At 60.9% G+C, this 16,747-nt stretch carries 13 protein-coding genes; 1 reads left to right on the top strand and 12 read right to left on the bottom strand.

The features are described from left to right. Positions 1 to 29: 29 nt before the first annotated feature. From ACRRQW_RS02335 to ACRRQW_RS02315, 5 genes are all read right to left on the bottom strand, one after another. Positions 30 to 2,552 carry a BatD family protein gene (locus tag ACRRQW_RS02335; protein ID WP_438479644.1) on the bottom strand — a complete coding sequence of 841 codons (2,523 nt, stop codon included), beginning with the start codon at positions 2,550 to 2,552 and terminating at the stop codon, positions 30 to 32. 5 nt (positions 2,553 to 2,557) lie between these two features. Then, positions 2,558 to 4,345 carry a VWA domain-containing protein gene (locus tag ACRRQW_RS02330; RefSeq protein ID WP_438479643.1) on the bottom strand — a complete coding sequence of 596 codons (1,788 nt, stop codon included), beginning with the start codon at positions 4,343 to 4,345 and terminating at the stop codon, positions 2,558 to 2,560. Between the two features lie 32 nt (positions 4,346 to 4,377). Beyond that, positions 4,378 to 5,439, bottom strand: coding sequence for a VWA domain-containing protein (locus ACRRQW_RS02325; protein WP_438479642.1), 1,062 nt, complete (start codon positions 5,437 to 5,439; stop codon positions 4,378 to 4,380). A gap of 3 nt (positions 5,440 to 5,442) precedes the next feature. Then, positions 5,443 to 6,378 (bottom strand): DUF58 domain-containing protein, encoded by a 936-nt coding sequence (locus tag ACRRQW_RS02320; RefSeq protein WP_438479641.1) that lies wholly within the window; start codon positions 6,376 to 6,378, stop codon positions 5,443 to 5,445. Between the two features lie 111 nt (positions 6,379 to 6,489). Then, the gene (locus tag ACRRQW_RS02315; protein WP_438479640.1) at positions 6,490 to 7,467 is read right to left on the bottom strand and encodes an AAA family ATPase; all 978 of its coding nucleotides are present in this window, start codon (positions 7,465 to 7,467) and stop codon (positions 6,490 to 6,492) included. Between the two features lie 137 nt (positions 7,468 to 7,604). Between ACRRQW_RS02315 and ACRRQW_RS02310 the strand changes: the two genes are divergently transcribed. Then, complete coding sequence (locus tag ACRRQW_RS02310) at positions 7,605 to 8,012, top strand: peptide chain release factor family protein (RefSeq protein ID WP_438479639.1); 408 nt, start codon at positions 7,605 to 7,607, stop codon at positions 8,010 to 8,012. 82 nt (positions 8,013 to 8,094) lie between these two features. Here ACRRQW_RS02310 and ACRRQW_RS02305 read toward each other — a convergent pair whose 3' ends face one another. The 7 genes from ACRRQW_RS02305 to ACRRQW_RS02275 form a co-directional block, all read right to left on the bottom strand. Further along, on the bottom strand, positions 8,095 to 8,382 hold the full coding sequence (locus ACRRQW_RS02305) for a hypothetical protein (protein WP_438479638.1): 288 nt from the start codon (positions 8,380 to 8,382) through the stop codon (positions 8,095 to 8,097). Further along, the gene (locus ACRRQW_RS02300; protein ID WP_438479637.1) at positions 8,379 to 9,200 is read right to left on the bottom strand and encodes an MOSC domain-containing protein; all 822 of its coding nucleotides are present in this window, start codon (positions 9,198 to 9,200) and stop codon (positions 8,379 to 8,381) included. The genes ACRRQW_RS02305 and ACRRQW_RS02300 overlap by 4 nt, the downstream gene beginning before the upstream one ends. A gap of 9 nt (positions 9,201 to 9,209) precedes the next feature. Beyond that, on the bottom strand, positions 9,210 to 9,563 hold the full coding sequence (locus tag ACRRQW_RS02295) for a TIGR03067 domain-containing protein (protein ID WP_438479636.1): 354 nt from the start codon (positions 9,561 to 9,563) through the stop codon (positions 9,210 to 9,212). Next, positions 9,560 to 10,855 carry a DNA recombination protein RmuC gene (rmuC, locus tag ACRRQW_RS02290; protein ID WP_438479635.1) on the bottom strand — a complete coding sequence of 432 codons (1,296 nt, stop codon included), beginning with the start codon at positions 10,853 to 10,855 and terminating at the stop codon, positions 9,560 to 9,562. Before rmuC ends, ACRRQW_RS02295 begins: the two co-directional genes overlap by 4 nt. Before the next feature lie 162 nt (positions 10,856 to 11,017). Further along, complete coding sequence (locus ACRRQW_RS02285) at positions 11,018 to 12,859, bottom strand: hypothetical protein (RefSeq protein WP_438479634.1); 1,842 nt, start codon at positions 12,857 to 12,859, stop codon at positions 11,018 to 11,020. Between the two features lie 20 nt (positions 12,860 to 12,879). Next, a complete protein-coding gene (locus ACRRQW_RS02280; RefSeq protein WP_438479633.1) occupies positions 12,880 to 14,952 on the bottom strand; it encodes a hypothetical protein in 2,073 nt (690 codons plus the stop codon). 3 nt (positions 14,953 to 14,955) lie between these two features. Then, positions 14,956 to 16,719 (bottom strand): carbamoyltransferase family protein, encoded by a 1,764-nt coding sequence (locus tag ACRRQW_RS02275; protein ID WP_438479632.1) that lies wholly within the window; start codon positions 16,717 to 16,719, stop codon positions 14,956 to 14,958. Positions 16,720 to 16,747: the final 28 nt, after the last annotated feature.

Below are 16,747 nucleotides of genomic sequence, written 5' to 3'. Positions count from 1 at the left end.
GCTCGCAAGCGAGCCACGTTGCGTGCAACCTACCGATACAGTCTCACCAAATCTTCCGTGCGAGCCCAGCCGCTTTGGCCGCCAGCGAAGTTCAGTTTCGTCCAGCCGAGGAAAGTTTTTTCAGCGACGGCGATCGAGCCGGGTGAGAGTGGGGAGGTTTTCTGCGTGGTGTCGGCTTCGGTGGGAATGCTGCGCAGCGTCGAGGCTTTCCAGACGAACACGGCCTGCGGATTCGCGAGGTCGCCGTAAGCGTGGAGGCTGAACGTCGCGGCGCTGGCGAGCACCACCGCGACGAGACATCCGATCAGCGAAGCGGGCAACGTCCAGGCGCCGACGCGTTTGAACCCTTTCAGCAGCATCACAGCCACGGTGGCGGCGAGCAGCAGCGCTGCAGCGACGAGGATGAGTTGCCACTCACCGGGGGTGGCGAGACGCACAATGGAAAAAAGTCCTTCGCCGTGCGACAGCTCGACCAAGGTCGGCGGAGCCATGCCGGAGCGCTGCAAGCCAAGCGAAAGGTCCCAGCGCGTGGTCTCGGAGCGCGAGTTAAGCAGAAACGCACTCGTCCAGTGTGCGGCGGCTTCGTTCCAGCGATCTTGCTGCGCGAGCGCGAGGCCGAGGTTGTGGCGCGCGGTCCAGTCGCGGGGCGAGGACGGCAGGGTCTTGGCCCAGTCAGTGGAGGCGGTGGCAAAGTCGCCTTTTTTGTAAGCGTCGGTGCCGGTGTCGGCGTGGCCAGTGAAGGGCGTCAGCGCGATCGCGAGCGCGAACAGAAATGGAAATAGATTCCGTGGCGCGAACAGCGAGAAAGGCGCCCACGCGGGCACGTTGACTTCTCGTGCGGCAGTCTCAGCGCGTGCGACCCAATCGCCCGGCAATGCCGTCGTGCGGCCGTGCAAGGCGCGTTCCGATTCGCTCCAGAGGGTCGTCCATTTTTCGGCGTCGCCGTGTTGGGCGGCGATGCGTTTTTTAAGCAAGGTTGTGCCCGGCGCGGCGTGCGGGATCGCCCAGACGCTGGCGGCGTGGTGCTGCCAGTTGCGCAACGCTTCGGGTTTTGCAGGGGCAGAGCCGTTGAGTTCGGTGAGCGCGGTGCGCAATTTTGCGAGGGCTTCGCGGCGGTGGCGTTGCGGGTCGCGCTGTTTGGAGCGCAACGCGGCGAGCACGAGCCACAAGATCAAGGGAACGAGGGTGGCGGCGAGCACGCACGCGATGACGAGTGGGCGCATCGCCATCGGCACAAAACCACGGCTCGAATCAGCGATGGGCTCACGCGGAAGATTTTCCGGTGCCACCGGTGCAACTGGCGTAGGCAGTTCTGGCGCGGACGCCGTATTGGTCGCAGGGGGAAGCGAGAATTGGATCGGCGCGTTGGAACTCGTGGCGGGCTGGGCGGCTTGCGCGGTGATGGTCACGGTGACGGGCGCGCTGGTGATCGTTTTGTAGGTCCCGGATTTGGTGTCGAAGTAAGTGAAGCGCACCGCTGCGAGTTGGTAAGTGCCGGCCCGGGTCGGCATCAGCACGACGTCCTCGGTGAGCGAGCCTTCGAATAGCGCGCCGTCTTTCATGGTGCGTCTCGACTTGGGCTGGACGACTTGGAAATCGTTGGAGGCTTCGCGCTGCGGCAGGCCGGTGATGTCGGGCCAGTTGCCGGTGCCGGTGAGTTCGAGCGTCCACGTGACGGGTTCGCCGACGGCCGCGGTGGTCGGGACGACTTTCGAAACGAAAGCGAAGTTGCCCACGGCTCCGGAAAAATCGGCAGGCGCGGCGGGAAGTGGCTTGATGGTGATGTCGATGGGTTTGGTATCGAGCTGGCGTTGTTCGACGGAGGCTTGGGCGAAAAAGCCGAAGCCACTCTGGCCGACCATGAGGTTCACCATCTGCGAGGCGGGCTTGAGCGTGAAGGTGCCCGGCTGTTTGGAGTAGGCGCGCGTAGTCTGATCGGAGACGACACGGCGCTCGCCTTTGATGAGCACTTCGTTGGGCTCCGGTTTATTCCAATCTTCCGCCACGAAGGGCGCGGGAGCCCACGTGACTTGGCTGGCGAGCGAGTGGTAGTAACGGCGAAGCACATTCAGCGAATAGTTCACTGGGAATACTTCTCCGGCCCAGAACGTTTGTTTCGGGGTCGCGAGACTGGCGGCGGCGATGTCGTCGATCGCGAGGCCGGAACTTCCGACGGGCGTATCGCCGACGGTAAAGTTGGCGGCAGGGACCCGAATGGCGCCCTTGTCGGTTTGGACTTCAAAAGACGGAATCGTGATCGCGGCGCGCGTGCCGGGGCGCACGGGGAAGATGAGCGAGAAGGAGCGCGTCATCTTGAAATTGACGATGCTCGTCTGCGAACTCTGCGAGGGACGGCCGACCGACAGGCCTGTGATTTGCGGGAGTCGCGGGTCGCCGTCGGGTTCGCAATCTTCAAAGGCGAGGGTGAGTTCGCTTACTTGATTAAAGCCGAGTTGGCCGCCGGGCGGGTTCCAGCGCACGGTTTGCGCGAGGAGTTTCTCCGAGAGAAAGAGAACGAGAAAGAGAACGAGAAAAGATTTCGCGGAACGCATACGGGTTACCAGTCCTTACCTTTTTGAGCGGGCTGCTTTTGCTGGCCCTGCATGATTTGTTGGAGCTTGGCGGGAGAGTCCTGATTGCGGACTTGTTCGAGTTTTTGCAGCGGGATCGCGAGGTTGGGATCCTGGAGTTCGCCTTCGGCTTTTTTGTCCTGCTGGCCACCGACTTTTTGCGTGCCGGATTGGGGCTGCGGCTGGGGCTTCTTTTCCTCGGACTGCTTTTGATTGGGATCATCCTTCATGTCGCCGAAGGCATCTTTGGAATCCTTGCCGTCTTTATCCTGCTGCTCGCCTGGTTGATTCTGTTGATCCTGTTTTTGTTGATCGGACTGCTGTTGGTCCTGGTTTTTTTCCTGATCCTTCTGCTGCTGTTGTTGATCCTTGTTCTGTTGATCCTGCTTTTGCTGATCCTGTTTCTGTTTTTCTTCGTCCTGCTTTTTTTCTTCTTCGGACTTTTCCTCTTTCTTCAGCAGCTCTTCCAATTCCTTGCGCACGCGCGGCCAGTCGGCCGCTTTGGCGTCGAGTTTTTCGCCGGCATCGACGCCTTGCAGGGCGTCGCGCACGACGGTTTCCGGCGTCGATTGCTGGCTGCCTTTGAGACGCTGAGCGTAGGTGAGCGTAGTCTGGGCTAACTCGGAATAATCCTTCGCGGTCACCTCACTCTTTTCGGAAAGACGGCTGACCACGGTCGTGAGAGGTTTGACGAGGGCATCGCCCGGTTCGTCGGCGGCTTCGATGCGAGGCGAAGCGCCGAACATCAGAAATCCAATGACTGCGGCACCACCGGCGCGCATCGCTTTCTTTGCGCCAGCAATCGGCAGCGCGCGTTCGCGCGGGCGCACGGGGAATTCCGTCCAGAAACTGGCAAACAACAGCAATAAGCCGGGGGCGAGAAACCATTGAAAGCGTTCGATCATCCGCGCGGTGTTTTTCTCGGAGAATTCACCTTTCTGGCCGGCCTCGACGGTTTTTTTGAGCAGTGCGGACAAGTCGATCCACGCGCTCGCGTCGGTGTAGGCGCCGCCGGTGAGTTGAGCGAGTTCTTGCAACGTGGCACTGCTCAAGCGCGACATCACCACGGCGCCGCGTTCGTCTTTCACGAAGCCACCGTTGCCGTCGGGAATGAACGAGCCTTGCGCGGTGCCGACGCCGAGTCCGATGACGCGAATCCCTTTCTGTTTCAACGAATCCGCGAGTGTCTTCCAATCGTCGGTGGTGCTTTCGCCGTCGCTCAAAATAATCAGGTAGCGATCCGCGGTCGATGTGCCGAAGGCTTGGATGGAAGTTTCCAGCATCGCTTTATAATTCGAGCCGCCCTCGGGAAGGTAGTCGGGATTCATCGACGGCAGAAACTCACGCAGGATTTCGTAGTCGGCGCTCAACGGGCTTTGCAGGAACGCCGTGCCGGCGAACATCAGCAAGCCCACGCGCTCGCCTTTGAGACCGTCGAGCAATGATTGAATCAACAATTTGCTGCGATCGAGACGCGAGGGTTTCACGTCTTGCGCGAGCATGGATTTTGAAAGATCTACGGCGATGAGGACTTCGCGCGATTGATCGAAGACTTGCTCCTGGATCACGCCCCATTGCGGCCGCGCGAGGGCGACGATGCAAAGCGCGAGTCCGAACCATAGCCAGATGCGCGGTTTCGTGTCGGCGGTGGTGTGGCGCGCTCCGAGCGAAACTTCAAAGGCGCCGGCCCACGCGCGTGGGATTTTCGGCCAGCTCGAAATCACGCGGGTGGTGTGGCGCGCGAGTTCCCACAGAAATAGGAATAGGAGAGGCACCGCGAACCAAAGGATGTGTATCGAATGAAAACTCATCGGGTTCGGGAAGGAAGGGGTGGTGCTTGCGAAGATTTGTTACGCAGCGGCGCGATCGATGGCGGCATGGCGAGCATCGCGCCCAGAAAAAGCAGCGCGGCGCCGGGGATGGCGACCCACGCAAAAAGTTCTGTCGTGAGCAGGTAGGATTTGGCCTGAAATTCGATTTTTTGCGCCTGGTCGATGGCGGCAAAGGCTTTGTCGATCGTGTCGCTGTCGAAGGCGCGGAAGAATTTTCCGCCGGTCACATCGGCGATGCGGCGAAGTTCGGTTTCGTCGAGGTCAGACATTGTGCGGCGGTAACCGACCTTGTTGCCTTTGTCGTCAAATACCGGCATCGGCACGAGGCCGTCGCGGCCGGCGCCGATGGTGTAAACAGGCAGGCCACGCGACTTGGCGATTTCCGTGGCTTGTTCGGGCGTGAGCACGCCGCGGTTACTGGCGCCGTCGGTGAGCAAGACCACGAAGGCGCCTTTGCGTTTGCCGCCGTCGTCATCCCGCGCGGCTTGTTCGAGACGCGTCAGCGCCACGCCGAGGCCGTCGCCGATGGCGGTGCCGTCTTCGATCATGCCGATTTTTAAACGCTCGATCTGACGCTCCAGCCAGTCGTGATCGAAGGTCAGCGGCGCGAGCGTGTAAGCGCGGCCCGAAAAAATCACCAAGCCGATGCGGTCGCTGCGGCGTTGTTTAATGAAAGCCTGAATGACGGGCTTGATGGCTTGGAGGCGATTGATGCGTTCGCCATTGAGTTCGTAATCTTCGGCCAGCATCGAGCCCGACAAGTCGATCGAGAGCATCAGATCGTAGCCTTGTTGTTTCACTTCGCGTTTGTCTTCGACGATCTGCGGACGGGCGAGCGCGACCACGAGCAAAACGATGCCCGTCACCGCGAGTGCCGACGGCCAGCGCGAGGAAGGAATCATCGAAGGACGATGCCACGACGCGGCAAACGGCACGATGAGCACCGGCGCGCCGCGACGCCCGCGCACCCACACCATCAACGGCAGGATAAGCAGCGCGAGCAACCACCACGGAGAATGCAGCGTGTAGTCGGTCATGACTCAGCGATGATGGCCCGCGAACATGCGGGCGTGGAAAAAGCGGACGAGGGCGTCGAGGCGATCCTCATCGGTGCGAACCACGAGACGGCTCAGGGGGTCGGCGAAGATTGCTTTGAAGGCGGCGTCGCGTTCCTGCACCCACGCGGCGTGGGCTGCGCGTTGCGAAGACGAGGCGCTGTTTAATGTCACCAAGCGACCGGCGACCGGGTCGTAAGTGGTGAGTGTGCGGTCGTGCGGGAGTTCGCGTTCCCACGGATCGTCGACGCGGAAGCCCATCGTCTGGTAGCGGCGCGAGAGCACGCTCCAACCCTCGGGCGCGATGCGCGGAGGGAAATCGCCGAGCCAGATCATGATGCTGTGACGCGGCGCGGCTTTCGCCAGCAAGCGCCAAGGCATGAAGTCGGCGCTAGGAGATGGAAGATGGGAGATGGAAGATTGGAGAGCCGGAGGCGGCTGGCCGAGGAGTTGGGCGGCGGCGTGGAGAATCTGGCCGCGACCACGCACGGGTTCTTTCAAGGTGTAACCGGCGGGTGAGGCGTAAAGAAAACCGACGCGGTCGCGATTCACGGCGCCAAGCATCATGAGGAGGCCGGCGAGTTCGAGCAGGGCTTCGCGTTTTGATTGGGCGCCGGAGCCGAATTGCAGGCTTACGCTGTCTTCGAAAACGAGGAGCAAGGAGACTTCGCGTTCTTCGACGAATTTTTTCCGGTAAGGCTCACCGAGGCGCGCAGTGACGTTCCAATCGATGTCGCGGATATCGTCGCCGAAAGTGTATTTGACGACCTGGTCGAACTCCATGCCGCGTCCGCGAAAGGCAGAACGGTATTCGCCGTTGAGCACATTTTCCACCGCATGACGCACCTTCCACTCGAGCTGTTTGAGCAGCGCGAGCTGGGAAGTGACGAGGGCGGCGTTGGCCTGAACGGGAGTGGGCATTAAAAAATCTTTCTCATTCTTCTTAATCTTTCTCTTTCTCCCTGCTGTTTTTCGTTTCGGGCGTCCTGAGACGAGAGAACGAGAAAGATTAAGAGAAAGAGGAAAGATTAATTAAACTTTCGCCGGCACCGGGGTGCGGACGAGGACTTGGTCGAGAATCTTGTCGGACGTGAGGCCTTCCGCTTCGGCTTCGTAGGTGAGGCCGACGCGATGGCGGAGAGCGTCGTGGAAAATTTCCTGGATGGTCGACGGCGACACGAAATCCGCGCCGCGCAGCCACGCGAGCGCGCGGCTGGCTTGGAAAAGGGCGAGCGACGCGCGTGGCGAGGCGCCGAAGTTTAGCAAACGCTTCGGGCCGCCCGCGGTGCCTTCCGATTGCGCGGCGAGTTCGCGTGAGCCGCGCACGAGCGCGAGGATATAGGCCTGCACGGCGGGCGAGACGTGGATTTCGTCGACCTGGGTGCGGAGCGAGAGGAGTTCTTCGCCGCTGGAAACGGCAGCGAGCGCGGGCTGTTTCGTGACCTGGCCCCATTTCAGCATCATCGAGGCTTCTTCTTCGGCCGAAGGATAATCGACGATCAGCTTGAACAGGAAACGATCGGTCTGCGCCTCGGGGAGCGGATAAGTGCCCTCTTGTTCGACCGGATTTTGCGTGGCCATCACGAAGAACGGCTTGGGCAACTGGTGCGAGCCGCCGCCGATGGTGACCTGGCGTTCCTGCATCGCTTCGAGCAGCGCGGACTGAACCTTGGCGGGCGCGCGGTTAATTTCGTCGGCAAGGACCAAGTTCGCGAAGATCGGGCCGCGATGCGTTTGGAAACCGCCGTCTTTGGGCGAGAAAATCATCGTGCCGACGACATCGCTCGGCAGCAGATCGGGTGTGAACTGCACGCGCTCAAACTGGACGCCCAGCGCCGTGCCCAAGGATTTAACAAGGAGCGTCTTGGCGAGGCCGGGCATGCCTTCGAGCAAGACGTGGCCGTTGGCGAGGAGGGCGACGAGGAGGCGTTCCACGACCGCTTCCTGGCCGATGACAGCTTTGCTGATTTCGTTGCGGAGTTTCTGGGACCAAGCGGGACCGTTAAGCATAGGGAAAATGAGAGCGTTTAAAGTAGAGTGGGCAAGAGCCTTGGAGCAAGCCGCATGCTGGGCGCGACGAAGAGCGTGAACTTGAGGTTGGTTTGACTGGGGCGTGGGCGGCAGGTTTCACTGGTCGCGGCTTATTTATGGCTGAATTTCCTGATATCGTAGAAGCGCCGCTGCGCGCGAAATTTGTCTCTTTGGGCGTAAAGCCCGACGAGATCGACGAACGGTTCGTGCGCGGTGCCGGCGCGGGTGGCCAGAAGATCAATAAAACCTCTTCGACGGTCTGGCTCCGGCACGGCCCGACGGGCGTCGAGGTGCGTTGCCAGCGGGAACGCAGCCAGACACTCAACCGGCTGATCGCGTGGCAGGAACTCGCGGAGAAGCTAGAGTGGCGAAAACAGGAGGCCGCGAATGCGGTCCGCAGTGCGCGGGAATTGGTGCGGCGGCAGAATCGGCCGAAATCACGCGGTCAGAAAAACCGGATGATTCAGGAGAAAAAACACCGCGCCGGCATCAAGAAGACGCGGAAAGGGAGCGGGGATTGGTGAGAGGATGTCTGCGTGGTTCGTGTAAGTGGCGTGCTTGCACGCCATGTTGTCCGCAAGCGGGCAACCTACAAAACTGCCCAGTTTAGTGGCGAAAGAAAGCGGCGACGATGATCGCCAGCCCGAGCAAGACGACGCCATTGGCGATCTTGGGAAGATGTTTTTCGACTGCGCTGGCACGGCGCGCGGTCTCGGCGTTGGCTTCGGCGAGCGAAGCGCGGTGCAGCGAATGTTGTTTGCGGTAGTCGAGTGTGCGCTGCGCACTGCGCGCGAAACTGCGCAGGATGATGCCAGCGAAGATCAGGCAGAATCCCACGGCGAGCAACGCGTCGCGGGAAAGGAGCGGGCGAACGGTTTCCACTTCGGCGATCATAGCGGCGTTGCGACATCGCAGACGTGGACGGTGCCGCGTTTCGTTTCGTGGATGAGATTTGCGCCGAAATTCACGTCGCTCGGGTCCTTTGGATCGCGCCGATACGTGGCGAGGGTCTTGAGCGGTTCCTTGCCGCGCTCGGCGGTGAGTTGATCGGTGGTCGTCACGATGCAACGCGCGCAGGGCCCGGAGTTGCGAAAAATGAGATCGCCGATGCGGACGTGCGGCCAGTTGTCCTCTTCGAAAGGTGTGCAGCCCTCGATGACGATGTTGGGCCGGAAACGATTCATCGGCAGCGCTTCCGAACCTTTCTCTAGGAGGCGGTCGTTTAAATCGTCGAGCGACGCCTGGCTGATGAGCAGAAACGGATGCGCGTCGGCGAACGTGACGATGTCGCCGGGCTTGGCTTCGCTCGGCTTGACGGGGCGGTGGAATTTTTCGCCGGCGCGCACGAGGCGCACGGAAAGTTTTAAGAAGTCGCTCAACCAATAGGCAACGGCGTCGCCGCAATCTTCGGCGAGGAGCCCTTCATTTTTCCACACGGTCACCGAACGAATCGGCGCGGAAGGATCGGAGGCGCGGGCGACGGCGATCTCCGGAAAACCTTGGGTGGAAAGAATGAGGTTTTCCGTCGTCAGGCGCGTAGCGATGAGCGCCATGTGCGGATGCGAGCGTTGCGTGAGAAACTTGCCCGTTTGATCCACGACGAGAAAGCGGCGGTCGCCCACGAAGCCGAGTGGATCGACTTCCGCCGTTGGCACCGAAAAACCGCGCAGTGCCTTGACGGGATAAATAAAAAGTCCGGTGACGCGAAACATGACGGCGGCTTAAATCCGGTGATAGTTCACGAGGTAACGCTGCTGGCCGACGCCGGTCGCGTAGCGCGTGGGCAGCACGCCGTCCAAACCGTAGCACACGGAAAGCATCTCGCCGTTGAATTTAAAAAGGGAGGGGATTTTTTTCCCGGCGTTGGGGCCGGTGACGCCGTGTAACGTCAGCGCTTCTGGCGTGACGGTGTAAGTGCCTTCGTCGCCGGTGACGCCGCCGAAGCGGACGAAATATTTTCCGGCACTCGTCAGTTCGAGCTCCATTTTATCGAGCGCCATCTTCGGGGCTTCTTCACCGTCGAATTCCGCGTAAGCCGGTCGCCAGAGGCCTTCGATTTTTTGTGCGTCGGTCATGAGAGGCGAGAATTATCCTTGGTAGGCGAGGTGAGTTCCGGCGCACTGAGTTGCTTCGGCAATTCTTCCACGAGGCGTGGTTCGCCCAGTTTCTTCTCGGTGCCCGCGCCGAGCTTCACGAGCTTGCGTCCGGTGACCAGCAAACGGCCTTCCACGGAAGTGACGGCGGAATTATAAGCCGTCACCGCTTGCGTGAGGCGCTGGCCGACGAGGTCGAAATTTTCAGCGAGCGTAGCGAGACGTTCGTGGAGTTCGAGACCGAGCTTGCGGATTTCCTCGGTGTTTTTGGAAAGCACTTCCTGTTTCCAGCCGTAAGCGGCCGCTTTGAGCACTGCGATGAGCGAAGCGGGTGAGGCGAGGATCACTCCGGCGTTGGCGCCCCGTTCAAAGAGGTCCGGTTCGTAGCGCAACGCAGCGCTGTAAAATGCTTCGCCGGGAATGAAGAGCACCACGAATTCCGGCGCCGGCTGAATCGCTTTCCAGTAACTTTTTGCGCCGAGTGCATCGATGTGGCCGCGAACGACGCGGGCGTGCTCGATAAACTTGGCCTTGCGCACATTTTCATCGGAGGCTTCGAGTGCTTCAAGGTAGGCCTGCATCGGGGCCTTGGCGTCGACGGCAATGGATTTTCCGCCGGGCAAACGCACCACCAAGTCAGGACGGAAATCGCCGACGCCTTCCTGTTGAATGAAATCGACGTTCTCCAGCATGCCCGCGAGTTCGACGACGCGTTGCAGCTGAATTTCGCCCCAGCGTCCGGCCGTTGAAGTGGAGCGGAGCGAGCGCGAGAGTTTGGTGGTTTCGGATTGAAGCGTGGCGTTGGTGGTGGCGAGGCCTTTGAGCTGTTCGGTGAGCGAACCGTAAGCGGTGGCGCGCGTTTTTTCCATCTCGCCAATTTTCGAATCCACTTTTTCGAGCGATTCTTTGAGCGGCTTGACCATCGCATCGATGGCGAGCTGGCGTTTGCCGAGTTCGTCGGCAGATTGTTGGTGGAGTTTGCCGAATGACTCGCGCGCGAGTTCGAGGAAAGACTGGTTGTTGGAACGCAGCGCGTCGGCGGAGAGGGCTTTGAAGGATTCGAGCAGTTTCGATTGGGCTTCTTTGAGTGCGCCGCGTTCGGTTTCGAGTTCAGTGGCGCGGGCGCGAAGCGTGAGCAGTTCGGCGTCGGTTTTCGCGAGTTGCTCGGTTGCGAGACGGGCGCGTTCGGCCAGAGTGGCGGAGCGCGATTGAGCGATGAACCAGCCCAAGGCGGCGCCGACGGCGAGGCAGAGAAGCGCGATCACGATTTCCATGTGGCGGGAAGTGAAGCGCGAATGCCGGCGCGAGCAAGCGGGGAACCGTAACCGATTCTCGCCCATTCGTTCTCATGCCCATACTCGTTCTCATTCTCTTACTCTTTCTCGTTCTCTCGTTTTTTGGAGAACGAGTAAGAGAATGAGAACGAGAACGATTCGCTACCGCAGCGGGCCGAACGAGATTTGGATGTCGGTGCCCTTGATGCCGGGACCGGCCTGGAGCGTGCCGCCGTGGAGGCGGAGAATTTCGCGGGCGAGGAAAACGGAGAGGCGACCTTGGTTAGGAGGCATCGCGGGGTCGGGGAAAGGCAGCGTGCCGTCGAGTTCGAGGCGTTTGCCTTCGATGGAAACGAGGGCGGTGCGGTTCGCGCCGGCCCCGACGTTGCGGAGCGTGAGGATTAAATTCTGCGTGCCTTCGTCGGGACGGTTCGCGGCGATGGCGTCGAAGATCGCGCCGAAGGCGAAGCGGAGGAGGTTGGAGTCAACGTGCAGCACGAGCGGCTCGTCCGAGATGCGCGTGGCGAGACTGCGCGCGGTGGCGAGTTCGGTGAGAAGAGCGTTGAGATCGGTGGCGCGGCCGACGGGCTGGGCGATTTCGCCGAGGACGGTGGCGTGGTCGGCGAGGCGTTGGAGTTTCTGAACTTCTGTTGAGAGCGAGACCTGGCTGGCAATCGACGCGGGTAAATTGGCGTGATTGATGCCCGTGCCATCGCCAGAACCGGGAAACGGCGGATTTGTGCCGTTGCGCAACAGCAACTGGGAAAACGTGACGAGCGAGACGAGTGGGTTGGAAAGTTCGTGGCTCAACGTGAGGCCGAGGTTGCGAAAGAGGTCGCGGCGGTATTGCTCGAAGTCGACGCGGATGCGTTCGATCTCGGGTGCGGAGTCTTCCCACATGACCCAGACGCCATCGATTTCGGGCGCGGGGCCGGCTTGCACGCGGTAGCGGTGCGGTGGGCGCGCGGGTTGGATGATCATCTTTTGCGCGTGCAGGGCTTCGCTGGCGACGGCGCGGACTTCGACGGGTAGATCGGTGCCGGAAAGTTCGGAGCGAGTGAGGACGCGGGTGCCGGGAAGATATTTTGCGCGGAGCGTGTTGCCCATCTCGACGCGGCTGAGTTCCTGCATCTGCGTGGAGCGCTCGAGGCAGCGTTCGAGCAGGCGTGCGTGGAGCACGGCGCGGAATTTATCGCTGTCGCGGTAGTTCGAGCCGTCGGCGCGTGGCCCGAGTGCCATCCAGCCGATGAGCAGGCCGTGGGCGTAAAGCGGGACGAGCAGGCGCGCGCCCCAGCTTTGCAATTGCTGGCGAATCGGTGCGTCGAGCGTGGGATCGTCGGTGCCAGTCCAGTGAGCGGCGTCGAGCGTGGCGGGGTGATCTTCGAGCCAGAGCGCGAGTGGATGGCCGGAACTGCAGCGATGTTGCTCGTCGTCGGAGACGAAGGCGTCGAACTGGCGAAAGAAGAAAAGAACTTTGCCGGATTTTAAAATGTAACGGCCGGCGCGGCGGAACTCGTCGAGGAGGCGCTTGCGGTCGTCGAGATTGGCGAGGGCGGATTCGAGGAAGTCCCATGATTCCACCGGCTCGGGCTGGGAGGGCACATGCTCGCGGAGAAATGGTGGTGAGCTGCGGCGGGTGCTTTCCAGCGCGGTTTGCAGCTGGGAGTTTTTATCGGCGATTTCTTCGAGCAGGCCGACCGCCTCGCCGAGGCGCGCGCGGCTGTCTTCGTAACTCATGAAAAGTCGCGCGGCGCGATTCTGGCGGGCTTGTTCGAAAGGCAGGCTGTGGGGCTGGCCCACGAGCACGACCAGGGTGCCGGCGCCGGTCGCGAGTTGGGTGCGGGAGTCGTTGATGTCGGTGATCCAGACGCGGGAACCGGGGCGCAGGAGTTCGCGTTGTAGGTCGGAGGGGCGGGCGAAACTGGCGGGTTCGCGCGGGAGAAGTCTTTTCCAAGCGGCCTCGAGTGCGGGATCGGGAGTCGTTAGGATGAGGGTGGCGGGCATGGAAGCGAGCAGGGCACGGCTCAGACCTTGGCGCTTTGCGCCGAAAAGTCAGCCGCTGATATCAGAAACTGGGAAATTTCTCCGTGCGAGGGAAACAGATCGATGAATCGATCCCGTTCCAATCGATTGATTTCCCGGGTGAGCAGGGCTTGGTTTACGCGGGGGCCTGCGGCCGGCCAGTGGATTGAGAATGTATTAAGGCCCTTTTTCAGCAGCCGTGCAGCCACCGGAATAGACAGCTTTTGCCACCGGCCGTTCAAGGTGAACGAGCGTAAGCGCCGGCCATTTAATTTCAGCGTGACCTCTTTGTTGGCGGTGTGGCCCAAGGGCAGCCGGCAACACAGGGCGATCCGCATCGGCGTCGCCCGAGATAACGGCAGGGTGAATTCCGACGTGGGATCCTTGGCAACATAGTGCGCAAGATTCAGCGGATTGCTCCGGAACAACAACGGGAAGTGGTGGACGGTGAAATGAAAGGGATCGTCGAGCAGATTGACTGCGGTCGAAGCGGCCGGCGCAGCTCGTTTGAGCAGAAGCGTGTCGAACCGTTTGCGTTGAGCCGCGCGGGGTAGGGTTTGACGGATCGCCAATACGAGGCGCAGCGGGACTTTTTTCTGGATGAATCGATCGAGATAAGGTTTGGCCTGAGCGACGGAGCAGAGGCGCTGGCAGGCGGCGTAGACCCAATCGGCACGCGGCGCGCTGCGAAACTCGACGAAATCGAACATCGATTCCACGATGGCCGGGTAAAGCGAGATGGCGCGCGTGCAATGATGTTGGAGCAGGCTTTGCGGCTGGCCCCAAAACGAATTATAAATCGCGGCGAGAAAATGGGCGATTGCCTCGGTGCGCGCAGCGATTGGTAGCGGCACACGTTGGAGCGAGGCGGCGGCGGTTTCGGGGCGAAGCACGGAAAGTTGCTGGGCGACTGCATGCACGACCACGCTGATGCCTTCAGCGGTCAGGTGGCAGTAATCCATGAAGAAGCGATTCCCGGGGACGCCGGCTTGCGCGGCAAAAAGCGCGGGCACATCAACGATCTGGACGCGCGCACTGGCGGCGGCCCGCCGGCGGATCGTATCCTGAATGATGCGCGGGCAGCGCGGGGAAAGAATGCGGTTGGAAGCGCCGAGCAACGCGACGTCGCGACCTTGCTCGAAAGCGGCGCGGGCGGGCTCGGTTTGTTGCCGGGCAAGGTGCAGCGCACCGCGCATTTGGGCGGTAGTCGGCGCGAGATTGTGATCGAGCTTTGCCAGCGCGTTGAGCGACGCTTGCGCGGCGGCGAGTTGGCCGGCAGCGAGTTGGGTTTCCGCACGGGCTTTCAAGGTGCGCCAACGGGTATCGATGTTTCCGGAGAAAATGGCAGGCGGCCAATCATCGCGCCAGTCGGCGAGGTTGAACTCGGGCACGACAATGATGGCGGGGATGCCGAGTTTTTCCGCGGTCGCGGTGATTTGACCGACCAAACGCTCCGCGAGATTTTGCAGGTGGCGGGAGAATTGGGCGATAAACTCTTCCGGTCGTTCGGGAAGGCATTCGCAGAGCTGCATCAATTCGGGAAACGAAAGGCTCGATCCTGAGCACCAGTTGTTGCCCGCGAAAACCACCAGCGCATCGGGCTGAAGCTCCGCGACGGTCGAAAGCAACTGGCTGAGTTCGCCGGGCTGGAGCCCGTTCTTCGCCAGATCGATCACTTCCGCGTCGTGCGCGTTCTGTTGCAAAACCGATTCCAAAAATTGCGCAGGAGTTGCCTCCGGGTCGAAAAAATAGCCGCGGGCGACGGATTCTCCGAGCCAGACGATTCGCTTGCGCGCGGACTTCGCCGGGATGCGTTCGATGTCGGCCCAGAAACACCAGTCAGCCGAGGCTTTGACCGAACGGATGAATTCGGTTCCAGAAGGGCCGGGCTTTTTCTCCCAGATACCGACGCGATCAACCGCGGGCGGCGCTGAAGGGGGCGGAGGGTTGGCGGCACCTTGGGCGAGCAGCTTGAGCAGTTGGAACTGCGCAAGCGCGATGCCGGCATCTTCGGAATTCAAGCGTCGGGCGAGGCGACGCACGACCGGTTTAAGCGGATCAAATTTACCGGGCATGACTCAGAAGAGGGTGTAGACACTGTTGCCCGGGCCGTCGGCCCGGACGGGTTGCCGGTTGCGAAACCAAGTGATCCAATGCTCGGGAAGATCGGCGCGGTCAATGATGTGGTCTTCGAGCACGAGCGTATCGATATCGGACGAAATGAAGCACAGCAATGCATCCTCCGGCGTGCATACGATCGGTTCACCGCGCACATTGAACGATGTGTTGAGCAGGATCGGGCAGCCCGTGATTTTCTGAAACGCCCTCAGTAATTTGGCAAAGCGCGGGCTTGAATCGTCATGCACCGTCTGCACGCGCGCGGAGCCGTCGACATGGGTGATGGCGGGCAGATCTAGGTGCGAAATGACCTGACATGTTTCGAGCATGAAGGGCGACGCGTGATCGAGGTCGAAATGCTTGGTAGCTTCGGAAGCAAGGACGGCGGGAGCGAAGGGGCGGAACCCTTCGCGCTTTTTGACCATCGCGTTGATCTTGTCGCGCATCTCCGGTTGGCGCGGGTCGGCGAGGATGGAACGCGCGCCGAGTGAGCGCGGCCCGAATTCCATGCGCCCGTGAAACCATCCGATGATTTTACCGTCGGCGAGGCGTTGCGCGGTGTCGCGGAGCAGGGCATTTTCGTTTTTTCCGTAAGCCTTGGTTTTCGGCAGCAAATCGGTGCACGCGGCGACCTCTTGAGTGGAATAACCGGGCCCAAAATAAACATGGCCCAGGCGCTCGCGTGGCAAATCCTCGCCAGCGAGTTTAACGTGACACAGCGCAGCGGCCCCGAGCGCGCAGCCGTCGTCACCCGCGGCGGGCTGGACGAAGAGCCGCTTGAACGGACCATCGCGGAGAATTTTTCCATTGGCCACGCAGTTGAGCGCGACGCCTCCTGCCATGCAGAGATTTTCACTGGGAGCGCGCTCGTAGAGATAGCGCGTCATTTTCAGCAGCGACTCTTCCAGCAGCACTTGCAGGCTGCGCGCGACATCCTGGGTGAATTGATCGAGTTCCGACTCGGGTTTGCGCGCAGGATGATTGAGCAGTGAGCACAGTTTTTCGGTGTGCATGCGGTCGCTGCGATTGAAATCGAAATAGTCCAGCTTCAGCGTGAGGTCGCCGGTGTCATTAATGCTGAGCAGATCGCGAAGTTGCTCGAGGTAGGTGGGTTTGCCGTAAGGCGCGAGTCCCATGACCTTGTATTCACCCTCGTTAACTTCAAACCCGAGATAGCCTGTCAGTGTGCTGTAGAGCAGGCCGAGCGAATGCGGGAAATGGGTCTCTTTGAAAATCTCCAGCGAAGCGCCCTTGGCTTTGCCATACGTGGTGCTCGCCCATTCGCCCACGCTATCGACAGTCAGTAACGCCGCGTCAGGAAACCCGGAGAAATAATAGGCGCTGGCTGCGTGGGAAGCGTGGTGGGAAAACCATTCGATCGGGCCATCGAATCCCAACACTTCGCGGATCTCTCGCTCCGGTCGGCTCGCGTCGAGTTTGAAGAGCGCGTTCTTTTGCATGGGCGGAGCTTCGGGCAGGCCCGCCCAAAGCTGACGCTCCAGTTTTTTCCGGGGATGTTCGTAGTAGGCGATGCAGTCGATGTCCGCCGGCGTCAGGCCCGCCGTGGCCAGGCAATATTGAAACGCCCGTTTGGGAATCGAGGAATCGTGCTTGATCCGGGTAAAACGCTCCTCCTCCGCCGCGGCGACGATTTTTCCATTTTGCAGCAGACAGCACGCGGAGTCGTGGAAATGCGAAGTGAGGCCGATGATGTTTAGGCTCATTAACGAGGAGGCGGAAAAAATTCTAAAG

Source organism: Oleiharenicola lentus, from assembly GCF_051660365.1.
Classification (GTDB): Bacteria; Verrucomicrobiota; Verrucomicrobiia; order Opitutales; family Opitutaceae; genus Lacunisphaera; species Lacunisphaera lenta_A.
The sequence above is the reverse complement of the archived record's forward strand: the minus strand, read 5'-3'. Positions and strand labels throughout refer to the sequence as shown.

Coding starts and splice junctions, on each gene's coding strand:
- ACRRQW_RS02315 (WP_438479640.1), bottom strand. CDS start 7,467: ATGCTTAACGGTCCCGCTTGGTCCCAGAAACTCCGCAACGAAATCAGC.
- ACRRQW_RS02295 (WP_438479636.1), bottom strand. CDS start 9,563: ATGACCGACGCACAAAAAATCGAAGGCCTCTGGCGACCGGCTTACGCG.
- ACRRQW_RS02320 (WP_438479641.1), bottom strand. CDS start 6,378: ATGCCCACTCCCGTTCAGGCCAACGCCGCCCTCGTCACTTCCCAGCTC.
- ACRRQW_RS02310 (WP_438479639.1), top strand. CDS start 7,605: ATGGCTGAATTTCCTGATATCGTAGAAGCGCCGCTGCGCGCGAAATTT.
- ACRRQW_RS02305 (WP_438479638.1), bottom strand. CDS start 8,382: ATGATCGCCGAAGTGGAAACCGTTCGCCCGCTCCTTTCCCGCGACGCG.
- ACRRQW_RS02325 (WP_438479642.1), bottom strand. CDS start 5,439: ATGACCGACTACACGCTGCATTCTCCGTGGTGGTTGCTCGCGCTGCTT.
- ACRRQW_RS02280 (WP_438479633.1), bottom strand. CDS start 14,952: ATGCCCGGTAAATTTGATCCGCTTAAACCGGTCGTGCGTCGCCTCGCC.
- ACRRQW_RS02275 (WP_438479632.1), bottom strand. CDS start 16,719: ATGAGCCTAAACATCATCGGCCTCACTTCGCATTTCCACGACTCCGCG.
- ACRRQW_RS02285 (WP_438479634.1), bottom strand. CDS start 12,859: ATGCCCGCCACCCTCATCCTAACGACTCCCGATCCCGCACTCGAGGCC.
- ACRRQW_RS02335 (WP_438479644.1), bottom strand. CDS start 2,552: ATGCGTTCCGCGAAATCTTTTCTCGTTCTCTTTCTCGTTCTCTTTCTC.
- ACRRQW_RS02300 (WP_438479637.1), bottom strand. CDS start 9,200: ATGTTTCGCGTCACCGGACTTTTTATTTATCCCGTCAAGGCACTGCGC.
- rmuC (WP_438479635.1), bottom strand. CDS start 10,855: ATGGAAATCGTGATCGCGCTTCTCTGCCTCGCCGTCGGCGCCGCCTTG.